Source organism: Xenorhabdus indica, assembly GCF_014467235.1.
In the GTDB taxonomy this organism is placed as follows: domain Bacteria; phylum Pseudomonadota; class Gammaproteobacteria; order Enterobacterales; family Enterobacteriaceae; genus Xenorhabdus; species Xenorhabdus indica.
This window is the reverse complement of sequence record NZ_NKHP01000021.1, coordinates 38,430-50,793: the sequence shown is the minus strand read 5'-3', so window position 1 is coordinate 50,793 and position 12,364 is coordinate 38,430. Positions and strand designations below refer to the sequence as shown.

Below are 12,364 nucleotides of genomic sequence, written 5' to 3'. Positions count from 1 at the left end.
AAGGCTTTTCTTTTCAGCATAGACTCTCCTTTTTTAAATATCGGTACTGCCCAAAAAGCGCTGTCCCCGGCGCTGACAACAACTATAGGGTTGCCACAGGGCATACGCCTGATTGCCATTGACCGCAGCTGCATGTTCTCCGTCAGGAAACACTGCGCAGAACTGGCTTAGCTGCGGTGATAGCCGCTGCCACTGGTGATTTTTGGTGCCGGTGTTTTCTGTCACCGGTTCGGGTGGCCAATAACCGTCAGAGCGTTGACCTTTTAATGCCTGATAAACATGGGACTGCCCGGCACGGGTAATAATATCCGCCACGCGCTGCGCCACCACGGCTGATGCCTTGTCATCATCGGCCTGATTGACAAAGCCTGAGCGCGGGTAAATATTGCCCCATAGATTGGCGGACATTTGGCTACCCAGCTCCCGCTGACCAGGGATCAGGGCTTCCGGGTAGAACGATTCCGGTAAACCGGTGCGCCACGCGACGGTATCCAATGTGCTGAGAAAATAAGGCACCAACGGGGTAGCAGCACTACGGCAGGAATAACCGGGGATTTGCCCGCCAATCAAACTGGTGGCGGGATGCCCGATGGCATCCGCGTATTTGAAACGCAAACTGGTACGGCGCTGGCCTGAAATCTGGCTATTGTGGTGACCGCCGCCGGCAGTCAGGTGGGACAACGCACCGGTGACGACATTTTCCAGTCCGCCGGATAATCGGCTGACCTGTGCCATTTCTGACCACGGATTGCCGCCGGGCGCATGATAGGTGGACACCACCGCTTCGGGGAGATAATGGGTGACTTTGACCGAGTTTTTTACCGTGCAGCCATGCCAGGAACACAACAGCCAGTAGCAAATACCGCTGACCCGCCACTGAATACAGGATGGCGAGAGGCTGCTGGCCACGATTTGCGCTGTATTGAGGGAAGCCTGCGCAAAGGGAGCAAACGCCGCCATCAGCGTGATGACCACAGGAAAAGCAAGGCGTTGTGTCTTCATGGTTGACTTTGCTCCCTGAGGGCACTCGCCTTTGCCACATCTGCCGTACCATACACGACGTCCCGATCATCAAATACCACGGCCGGGTACTTACGCACACCCAATTGCCAGGCTTCAACAACGGCACGATAAGACTGAATCAGTTGTTGCTCCTGCTGATTCCATTGGGGGGATTGCAGCATAGCTTGTGCCTGTATCAAAGCTTGCTGAGGGTCGGCAGACAAGTGAGCGAAGATTTGTCTCTGATGTTGTTCAGCCGCATCCAGCCAGACAATTTGTGTGTCCGGGGAAAGGTTGACGGGTGGATGCTGGATGTCGGTATAGATAACTATTTTCGCATTGGCCGACAATGAGGTCAGCAATCCCACCCAAAGCAATAAAGCCGACTTCCACATAGCGCATTTCTCGTTTTATCAAGCATCGGGATAGCCTGAAGAAACGTATTATTGATGTCAGTAATTAATTAGTTTTTGCAAAAGTAAAAAAAGTGAATGCACTTCAGACTAAGATTTTTCTTATTTGGGGTTTTGGGCTTGGAATTCTGATAGCCATTTATCAAGACGCGTCCTCAATCACAAAAACAAACTTCCATAAAGTAAATTTAACTGATAGTTCCGTAAAATACGCCATTAACCTGTATCAATGCCCAAATATGTATAAATTTTCCCAATAGAATACCGATGAATAATTCATCAAAATAGACATACGAGGAAAAGATAAAAAACATAGTGAGTATCTGTGCCTGGTAAGAAGGATTTAAACAAGTTGTGCCTTGTGCACCGGCCGAGTTTATTGAATATCGAAAAGGAAAACGGTGTGAAAACATTTGAACAATACTTTCAACACGAGATCGCGTACCTCCGCGCATTACAAAAACTGGTGCGGGAGGAAAAACCGCATCTGGCGGATATCCTCAGTGGACACGATCCTGATGTGGAAAGAGCCAGTGAAGGTTCGGCTTTTTTGACTGCCCGTCTGCGCCAAAAAGTTGACGACGGATTTCCTGAATACACCCAACCGTTACTGCAACGCTTACACTCGCAGACAATAAAAGGTTTACCGGCAACCAGTGTGATGCAACTGGATAGCGTTCAGGGGACAGATAATGCTTACTCCGTGCCGGCAGGCAGTAAAATTACCACAGAAAACGACACACCATTCATGAGCTGTCGCCCCTGTGATATCGAGCCACTGACATTGATTCGGCGGGAACTCCATCATCAGGCACAGGAAACACAGATTACCCTGACATTCCGCTATACGGGCAAAAATGACCGCTGGGCAATCAAACCCATCAGCCTGTTTCTCAGTGCTGATGAAACCGTCGCAGATACTCTGATGCTGGCACTGACACAAGACGTTGATGGCATTCAGTTTTACCAAGAAAACACCCGGTATCCAATGGATATCATTCGCTTGAACCCCTTACAGGGCACCGAAAGGCTTATTTTGTCATCACCTCAGCGGGCAGGAAACTGGGCACCGCAAATGCTAATGGAATCCCTTTATCTGCCGCATGTTCACCATTTTCTTACGCTGGTCTTACCCACAACCCTGCGAAGCCATGTATTGATGGACGAATCCCGTGAATTTACCATTGTAATCAAACTCAGGTGTGAATTGGCCGTGTCTGAAGCACAGATAGCGGCAGCATTTCATCTGCATTGTGTGCCTGTGGTCAATCGGAAAATAACACAATTAACCGTGCCGTTTAAGTCAGAAACTGCACGTTATCGCTTACCCTTATCACCTTCACAGGGTGTACTGGATGTGCCAGGCATCGCGCTGGAACAAGAACCGGATGAAGAGCACGATCGGGGCGAGTCTTTCCGTTTCTATCCCGATCGCTTGCTGACCGGCATGGATCGCTATTTGGATGACGAGCAGGCCTGGTTCTATTCACTGGAAATGGGAGAAGATGCGTTAGGACGCTTGCAATACGATCTGGTCTTCCGGGACAGTCGGGGACAACTCATGACACAGCCTCCGGCGCGAAAATTTATCTGTCAGGTGGCAACATTTGGGCTTCAGCCGGAGCCATTAATGGCGGGTGAGAGGTGTTATGCGGACGAAACCCTCCCTGATAATGTACAAATCAAAAACCTGACTCCCCCTTCGCCGCCCTATCCGCCGCTCACCGACAGTCACCGCTACTGGACGTTATTGTCACATTATTCGGCCAGCCCATTTTTGCTGCATTCTGCTGACATGCTCAAAGAGCTATTGCTAGGCTATGACTTTTATACAGAAACAGACCGAAACCGGAGCCGGGCACTGCGCCGCAGGATTGATGACATTGTTTCCGTGCATTCGAAAACGAGTGACTGGCTAATTAAGGGCGTCCCCCACCGCTGCCTGTTTATTGAACTGATGCTGGATGACAGCGCCTACACCCATGAAGGAGAGGCTTTCATGTTTGCCCATGGCGTGTCCCAGTTTCTGCCATTTTGCCTGACGCAGGATATGCACATGTTAGTGACCTGCCGCACCACTGCTGGCGGATTCTATAAGTTATCCCGCTCTCCTGTGCAGGGATACCGACCATTAATGTAACCATAAGGAAATACCGCGATGGATGGTTTAGTCTTTACCTGTCAAATTGGCCGACTCCCGCCGACCACTTTCCAGGTGGTGAATTTCACTTTGCAAGAACATTTATCTCAGCTTTTTCACCTGACTCTGACGGTGGTCAGCGCCGTCAATAATATCCCTTTGGGTGAGCAGCTTAACCAGGAAGCCTCACTGACCGTCAAGCGTAATGGCGTGGTGGAACGGACGGTCAATGGTATCGTTGCCGGCGCAGTACAGGGGAATACTGACGGAAAGCAGACGGTTTACACCTTTACCCTGCGTCCTGACATGTGGCGGATGACGCTCAATCAGGACAGCCGTATTTATCAGCATCTTTCCGTACCGGATATTTTGAAAAAATTGCTGGGAGAGCACCGGGTAAAAGCTGACAGCAAGTTCTATGATAGCGCCGGTTATCATGCGCCCCGCGACTACATTACCCAGAAACGGGAATCAGCCTACGATTTCTGGTGCCGGCTAGCGGCGGAAGAAGGCATTATTTTCTGGTTTGAGGAAAACCAGATGTTTTACAGCAACTCTCACCTCGGTATGACGGCCGCCTTACCCTTGGTCTACAATGGTCAACCCAACACGGATGATACTGACTCAACCGTCTGGCATTGGCAGTATGGCGAATATTTATGTCCCGATGAGCTTATCCATAAAGATTACAACTACCTGCGTCCTTCCCAGCCGATGCAAACCAAAGCCAACGTAGAACCCAGCAGCGGGCATTCCGTTTTTGAAAGTTATGGGCGTTTCCAGTGGAGTAAAGAGGGACAGCCCTTTGGTAAAATCCGCCTTAACCAGTTGAACAGCGAAAGCAAACTAGGTTCGGCACAGTCTAACTGTATCAAATTACGGCCGGGTAAAATCTTTACCCTCAGTGCGCATCCGTCTGAAACGATGAATGACCGCTGGCAGGTGGTGAGCATCACCCATCATGGCGCTCAGCCGCAAGCAGCAGGAATAGGCGGTGAAGGCACCACATTAACCAGCGATATGACCTTTATCCCCGGCTTTGATGACTGGCGGCCACCGTATCACTATAAACCGTTGGCAGACGGTGACGAGCTGGCCACGGTTGTCGGACCGGAAGGCGAAGAGATATTCACCAATGAATTAGGGGCCATTAAGGTTCATTTTCACTGGAACCGTTACGATAAACCCGGTGACGGTTCGTCCTGTTGGGTTCGGGTGGCTCAGGGTTGGAACGGCAACAACTTCGGTTTTATGGCAGTTCCCCGTATCGGGCAGGAAGTCATTATCTCTTACCTGAACGGCGATATTGACCGACCGATTGTGACTAGCTGCAATTACAATGGACGTAACAGTCCGCCGCTGGATTTACCGGGTCAAAAAACCCGCACGACCTTTAAAACTAAAACGCATAAAGGTGAAGGCTTTAACGAGCTGCGTTTTGAGGATGCCAAAGGCAGTGAAGAAGTGTATATCCATGCCCAGAAGGATATGAATACCAAGGTACTGAACAATCGTACCACTCATGTGGATGTTGACCATGAAGAGCGTATTGGCAACGACCAGAAGATAACAATAGTACGTGACCAGTTTGAAGAGATTCAGCGCAATCGCCAAACAGTTATCAAACAGGATGATGACGAATCCGTTTCCGGTCACCAGACGCTGCGGGTAGAGAAAAACCAGTCTAGCACCATCACCGGACAGCAAAGCATCACAATAGGCAAAAGCCAGTTGCTGGAAGTGACTGATAATCAGGAAGTGCGTGTCGGTAAACACATTGTGCTGCAATCCCAAAGCGGCCAGATCACCATTGGCAATTCAGGTGGTCAGATTATTATCGATCCTACGGGGGCGATCACTATATCCGGTACCTCCATTTCCATGACCGAACACGCAGCAGGAAAAGCCGGTGCTCAGGCCCTGTTTGATTATTCCGGGCGTTATATTCTGACCAACAGCAAGAACGAAAATAAACCACTGACCCATACCCTGTACCAGATAAAAACCCCATCAGGCATTGTGTCCGGCCGTACTGATGCCGCAGGGCGTACCGCCATCGTGCAAACCCAGCAAGCGGATACATTGGAATTCAGTATCCCGGAAGAGCAGAAAAAGAAAAAAACCGAAACGCTGTACCACGTTGGTAATAATCAGCCCGTGGATTATGTGATGGAATTTAAGGAGGAATCAAAATGACCCAACAATTACAACCCGGTGGTATGTGTCCAGCCATTACATCAGTGAGATGTAAAATGGAGCGAGTCGCATTTCCCAAAGATGAGGATCAATGTTATTTAGCCAAGAAAGCGGCTTTCGCTATTTGGGCACCAAAGGCAGGAATAAATAAAAATGGAGCCGCATTTTCGCTAAAACAGGCAGTGATGAGTGGTCTCATCAGAGTTGAGGAAAGAATTCACGATTGGTTATGGCAATACAAGGCTGAAGTCGTTTTCTTTATGAGAGGATATAATGTGCCATTACCAATGCTGGCCAATAGTGAGGCAAGAAGAACTAAATACGCAGGTAATCTCCCCCATTCAGAAAGCCCATTCTCACATTTGACGAATGCTGACAAGAGCAAATTTGGTGTTACGGGTATCCGACGACCGGATATTATTCTGGTCAAAAACAAACAGCTTCGCTGGCCTGGTCGTGAAGGGCAATATTTTGATGGTTCTGTTCACCCTGATAATCTTAAGATGCTCATTGAAGTGAAGTTTCCTGGTGATACTTTGAAGAAAGGGCAGGAAATAGATTATGAAATAATCGCCACTCAAGCTCGTTTTGGGGTTTTTGTTGTTGAGGATAACCGTGATTCAAAGGAGTGGGAAACACTTTCGGCAGAAGCTAAAGCCGCCGAGCGGGAAAACATTAAGCAACATCTGTCTCAATTCAGCCGTTCTATTATCCCCCCTGCAATAGAAGGATTGGCCTCTTCTTTACCAGTGCCAATACCAGGCTATACAGGTATTGAGCAGTTGTTACTAAAAAATATCCCCCTAGTCAGCGAGAGGCAATGGCAATACGAACCTATATTTAGCCTGTGGTTAGCCGTGCGTCATACGGCCATTCCAGCGATGATAGCGCTTTCTTCCGAGAAGGAACCATCATTTTTAGAGCGCGTAGAGCAATATTACGATCAGAGTGCCAGATTTGTATCAGAAAGTGTGACTTATGCCAAAAATGCCATTGTCCGAAGTTGGGAATGGACATGGGATTTAACGGCCAGTGGTTTTAATTACCTGAGTGATAAAACCCGTGCAGCATTAGCTGCCTGTGGTGCCTGGTTTCGTGAATCAGGTCAGTGGATAGCGGATGAAATTATCGATCCGGTGACAAAAAAGCTGAGTTATGCCATTCATTGGGTCAGTGAAAAAACAGGAGAAATCGTTCGTCTCACCGAAGCTAAAATCAAGGAAGCCGTGGAAACGGTATATAAATATACCGATTTGACGATAGACGCATTGAAACAGGTCGATTGGTATCAGATAGCCGCTGACCTGGGTAATGGAACAATTCAGTTAATGGTAAAAATAGGAGAAGAAATCATTATCATTATTGAAAAAATTATCGTTGTCGCAGCGATAGTTTTGTTGGCGGGTTTAATTATCTGGGTGGGTGGCATTGTTGGTGGTGCCGCATCCGCGGTATGGGCAACCCTAGCAGCGGCAGTGACGGGGATTACCGCCTTAACAGCGGCAACCGCATCATAAGGAAAATGATTATTATGAATAAAGAAACCTATTTTGAGCATATCAAGGCACAATTAACGGGATTTACCCTGCAAAGTGAACGAGATATTACCATCACCCGTTTAGGGTTGGCTATTACGTTGTTTTTTAAACAAGGTTATACCCGTGAAAAGAAAGAACGTATTTTAGCCTGTTATCGCCGTTTTCGGGAAATGTACGGGGGGAGGTTAAAATTTCATACGCATGAATTTGATGGATTGAAAAAATATTCAGATCAAAATATTACAAAAGTTGAGCAATTAATTCTGAATGCCGATGGTAATCTGACATGCGGTTGGGATATCAGTGATGCAAAAAATGTGAGTGAAGCCCCTCAATATTGGATGCACTATATTGATTCATATGAAATAGCAGGTAACAAAGGTAGCTCTTACCTGTGTCTAGTATTACCGTGGGATACTCTAACTACAGAACAAGGACAAGCTGAATTTATAGAATGGTTGACATTTTTATGTAACCAATTGAATCCAGATCATGGTGATTGTGGTTATACAGTAGTACTACCGCGGGATTATCATCTGTATATGCCGCAAGAATACCAGCTTGCTATTCGTTATCCTACTATGCAGGTTAACTCTACCGTACACATGTGTGCAAGACACTATTTTAATAGTATACGTAGTATTAACTGGATTACTTTGTTATCAAAACGCTTCATTAAACGATTGGGTAATGAGCAATGGGTTAGAAAAAAATTGTCTATCCACCCAGATATCGTTATTACCAATTATGATGATGGGTTGATAATTCAAGCGGGAGAATATCCTGATTTAACTCCATTACCTGCTAATGTCCCAGAAAGCTATTTTGCTCTTAATGAACTAATCAGACCTATTCGTTATGCTTTAGAGGAAGGTGATTCTTTACATTCTTACGGCTCAGGCCATTTCACGGGTACAACCAGCGCCCTCTGGTATGCCCGTTATGACCGAGGCCCCCTACAGGTTGACCTGTTAATAGCTGGCGAACCCGCCAGAGTCGATGGTTACTGGACAACCAAAGGACGTGAAGGACTGGAAAACATCATTCTGCAAGGTGATATCGCCCCGGATGTAGAGGGTAATGCCCCCGGCACCACTGTATGGCGTTTGGTGCGTCAGATTGAGCATGACGACATTAAAGATCTGAAAGAACTTGAGGCACAGCAAAATGCGGGCAACCATTGATGGAAAAAAAATTATCCTGAAAGGCGATACTACAAACACAAGTGGCACCGTATTAACAGGTTCAGGCCTAACCAAACAGGGGGAGCCCGTTGCTTGTGTTGGTGACAGCGTGTTTTGCCCGGCTTGTAAAAGCACGGGAGCTATTGCTGAAGGTTCTCCACTGACGGTGATACAGGGTAAAGCGGTTGCACTGGAGGGGCACAAAGTGAATTGTAGTTGCCCATCTGGATGTACACTTGTTGCTACGGGTTAATAAAACAAGAAATCACACACTATCCTGACCGATTGAAATTCTCTTAAGTGGCTGTTTTAACAGCCACTGACTTTATTTAGCCGGTAAATTGGGCAACATTGCTACCTGCCACACGCAAATCCTGTCATCGGCCAGCCATTTCGCATCCACCGGTCTGTTTCTGCCCAAAACGCCCATTTCGCCTGATGCTCTGCTGAACCTGAGCTGGCCGCCAGATAATCCGTTGATGTCACGTAAAATTCCCGCGCCCAGCCATCATAAAGGTAAAAGTTCCCCCATTCCTCATAGAGCCGTTCCAGGGCATATTTGGTGGCAATCCGGCTGCCGAGTGATTGGCAAAGCTGTTTCGCATGAGAATAAAAATCTTTTGTCAGGCCGGAGCGCTCAAACCAGGTGTGAACCGTCAAGGTCAGTGCGACCTGTTGCCCGGTCTCATCAGTGCCGGTGAGCCTGACTCCGTCAGGATTTTGTTGCACCGTCACCCCATTCCCCGATACCGTCACCGAGGGTGAATCACTCTGCCAGCTTACCTGGCCTGTATTGCCGGCCGTGATAAGGCGAAATTTTGCGCCACGCCAGAGTACGGAAGGCCCCCGGAGACCAAACGATTTCTGGTTGGCATTGCCACCCTGGCGGTCAACGGCAACAATATCCTCAATACGCAGCGGTGAGACAAATTCGATCACCGGCGATGCTTGTTGCTGATCACCGATCCGCGCAGTAACCACGCCTTTTCCGGGACGGTGGCTGACAACAGTCGCCGTTACATTGCCCCCGTCGTCTGTGCGGGTTTCCGCGGACATCATCTCACTGAAGTCCCCCGACCACTCAACCACCTGATCCGACAGCCCCCGGCCACGGCTGTCCATCACCGTGACGGTGAAGGTGACCTGCTCAGTGCCATCGGCGGCTGCGCGGGTTTTATCCACCCGAACGGTTGACAACAAAACTGCCTCAAAGGTGACAACAGGGGCGTCCACTTGATGATCGCCAACCCGGATCTGCACCTGATGCGCGCCTGTTACCGTACTCTTCAGCTTAACCTGTGTTTGTCCCTGACTGTCTATTTCTGTCTGTCCTGAAGACAACACACCGCGATCCGTTTGCCAACTCACCGACTGATTTGCCACAGGTGATCCCATCGAGTCTTTCACCGTGACGGTCAACACCACCGTATCCTGGCCATCGTTTTTCGCCCAAGCCTTATCCACGGTGATCGCGGGTTTCAGCCGGCGTTCAAACGTCACCGGAGCAGCATCAAGGGTTTTTCCCGCCACCTCGGCTTTCACCGTTGCCCGCCCTGCGATGTGGCTGATTAACCGGGCTGTCGCTTCTCCCTGACTGTTTGTCTGTTCCTGCCTGTCCAGCAGTTGCCCGTTATCCGCTGACCATTGCACTTTGCTGTGGGCAACGGGGTGATCCGCTGCATCGCGCACGTTCACCGTATAAAGGATGCTGTCCTGACCATCGGCCATCGCGGTTTGTTTGTCCGCCTGAAGCGTGTGCGTTAGCGAGGCAATAAAGCGGATCGGAGAAGCCACCACTGTTTCGCTGCCAACCGCCACGGCTACTTCTGCATTTCCTGATATTTTGCTGGTTAAATAGGCGGTAGCCTGCCCTTTCGCATCAGTCATCAATGAAAATGAGGAGAACTGGCCGAGCGGGGTCTGCCAGCCAACAGCCTGATTGGGTACCGGTTGACCATCGGCGTTTTTAACTGTGACCGTCAAGGTCGCCCTCGATTGCCCATCCGCCTGAACGCTGTACTTATCAACGGCGATTTCGGGTATCAGCACTGCATCAAACTGGACTGAAGGTGCAACAGCAACCTCTTCATCCACGGAAACACGTACTGTATGCAGCCCCTGCTGACGACTGTGCAGCACGACCGATGCCTGCCCCTGCGCATCGGTGTTCTGCCGGGTTTGGGATAATGTACCTTTATCACTTGACCAGATAACAGCCTGATAAGGGACAGGAGCGCCTTCCTGATCGGTGACAATTACGGTATAGATCACACGGTCATGGCCATCGGCTTTGGCCTGCGTTTTATTCGCTGTCACCTGCCATCGCTTTTCGGTCGGCAGGCTTACCACCAGGATTTCTGCCCGGTTAGAGCGGTTACCCCGGCTGTCGATAGCTATTCCCGAAAGCCGGACGGATTTTCCCGTGGTTTTCGGCAACCGTAATGTCACTTTCTCCGGCCGTTGATCAAGTACTTTCCCGCCTGCCTGCTGTAATTCAGCCGTATCCAGCGCTAAACGTACCAACGGATATTTGGTGTGGATAACGGGAAAAAAGGTCACTTCCTTGCCTTCATAGCCTTTAACCAAAGTCGGAAAGGCCAGCGTCAGCAGCGTTTGCTTCTGATAATCCAGTACCATATCACTGCGCCGGTTCACAAAATCAAATTGGCTGGATCTCAGGCTACGCAATGGTGCGACCGCGTTCGGGTCAAGCTGTTGGCTGAACGGAACACCCAACCGATAATTGAGGTTCAGGGTAAAACGATTCTCACTGGTCCCTTGTTTACCCTGCCGAAAATCGGCACCCAATGTGACTAAAGGGACTGGCGTGTAAGTCAGCCCAGCGGTGACGCTGTACGGGTTTTTCTGGCGTTCGGATCCACCGAATAAGGCAACCTGCTGCCCGTCATAGTGTTCATACTTCAACTGTCCGCCCCAGTGAGGAAAAGCCGGCAAATACGCTTCGGCCTGAATATCCCAGCCGTTTGCCGGTCTTGCATCGAAATCCGTGAGCCTCGCGGCTTTCCAGTGAGATAAGCGTCGGTCAATATTCGCAGACAGTTTGACGTTATCATGCCAGGCTTCTAACCCAAGACTGTAACGGTGATGCTGCTCCGGCCACAACGCATCCCAGAAGATATTGGCACCCCAGAGCCAGTTATCATTCAAATAGCGGTATCCCATGCCAAGATGGGTAGTCGTCTGACCGTGTCCGGTTTTAACACCTAACTGGCTGAATGCTATGTAGGCTGAGGTGGTATGCCACGGTAGCAACCAATCCAGTGTGGCTTCTTTTAACGAAAAAGCGTGCTCAAAGGGGAGTGATACCCGGGCATTACCGAATTGGTTAAGCCAGGGGATTAATGTGGAAGTGACTACCGATGATAGCTGTTGAGCGGTGATTGACTGTATGGCTTCGGTGGGAGATTGCGATTGGTTAAGTTGTTGTCCTAATTGTGAAGTGATTTCTGCCAGTTTGAGGTCAGAAAGATTATCTTCGTTTTGATGTTCTGACGTGGCCTGGCCTTGAAAACTCAGAGCCAAACTCAACAGGCCGATGATCAGGCGTCTCGCGTTATTGAACAGAGAGGATGGGAATTTTTGCAACACTGACTGTTACCCTTTTCATTAATGATGAAAGGGGTAACATGATTGAAAAACAGCTCATATACAGTACTCAATTCTTTTTCCGATAGTGAAAATTAAAACAAATAGGGGATACGCTAATGGTGAAAAACATGAGTAATACGTCAGGAAAATGGTCAAAATGCCTTGTATCACAAGAGATAGAGTGAATTAGTAGATAAGATAGATAATCCCAGCCTATTTTTTATAAAAATTAAAACATAAAAAATCTAAACCTCTTATTTTAATGGGTAAAATCAATGTCTT

At 48.7% G+C, this 12,364-nt stretch carries 8 protein-coding genes; 5 read left to right on the top strand and 3 right to left on the bottom strand.

What is annotated here, in order from left to right:
• Positions 1-33: 33 nt before the first annotated feature.
• Positions 34-1,002, bottom strand: a complete 969-nt coding sequence (locus Xind_RS15095; RefSeq protein WP_187650400.1) for a TIGR03756 family integrating conjugative element protein — start codon at positions 1,000-1,002, stop codon at positions 34-36.
• On the bottom strand, positions 999-1,397 hold the full coding sequence (locus Xind_RS15090; RefSeq protein ID WP_187650399.1) for a TIGR03757 family integrating conjugative element protein: 399 nt from the start codon (positions 1,395-1,397) through the stop codon (positions 999-1,001). The genes Xind_RS15095 and Xind_RS15090 overlap by 4 nt, the downstream gene beginning before the upstream one ends.
• Positions 1,398-1,818: 421 nt before the next feature.
• Here Xind_RS15090 and Xind_RS15085 point away from each other — a divergent pair, with 421 nt between their 5' ends.
• From Xind_RS15085 to Xind_RS15065, 5 genes are read left to right on the top strand one after another with little or no spacing between them, the layout of a single operon-like run.
• Positions 1,819-3,555: a type VI secretion system baseplate subunit TssF gene (locus tag Xind_RS15085; RefSeq protein WP_187650398.1), complete on the top strand. Its 1,737-nt coding sequence runs from the start codon at positions 1,819-1,821 to the stop codon at positions 3,553-3,555.
• Between the two features lie 18 nt (positions 3,556-3,573).
• Positions 3,574-5,751 (top strand): type VI secretion system Vgr family protein, encoded by a 2,178-nt coding sequence (locus tag Xind_RS15080; RefSeq protein ID WP_187650397.1) that lies wholly within the window; start codon positions 3,574-3,576, stop codon positions 5,749-5,751.
• Complete coding sequence (locus tag Xind_RS15075; RefSeq protein WP_187650396.1) at positions 5,748-7,268, top strand: VRR-NUC domain-containing protein; 1,521 nt, start codon at positions 5,748-5,750, stop codon at positions 7,266-7,268. Before Xind_RS15080 ends, Xind_RS15075 begins: the two co-directional genes overlap by 4 nt.
• Positions 7,269-7,282: 14 nt before the next feature.
• The gene (locus tag Xind_RS15070) at positions 7,283-8,473 is read left to right on the top strand and encodes a type VI immunity family protein (protein WP_187650395.1); all 1,191 of its coding nucleotides are present in this window, start codon (positions 7,283-7,285) and stop codon (positions 8,471-8,473) included.
• Positions 8,457-8,726 carry a PAAR domain-containing protein gene (locus Xind_RS15065; RefSeq protein ID WP_187650394.1) on the top strand — a complete coding sequence of 90 codons (270 nt, stop codon included), beginning with the start codon at positions 8,457-8,459 and terminating at the stop codon, positions 8,724-8,726. The genes Xind_RS15070 and Xind_RS15065 overlap by 17 nt, the downstream gene beginning before the upstream one ends.
• A 101-nt stretch (positions 8,727-8,827) precedes the next feature.
• On the opposite strand, the gene Xind_RS15060 is transcribed toward Xind_RS15065, so the two are convergent.
• The gene (locus Xind_RS15060; protein WP_187650393.1) at positions 8,828-12,082 is read right to left on the bottom strand and encodes an Ig-like domain-containing protein; all 3,255 of its coding nucleotides are present in this window, start codon (positions 12,080-12,082) and stop codon (positions 8,828-8,830) included.
• Positions 12,083-12,364: the final 282 nt, after the last annotated feature.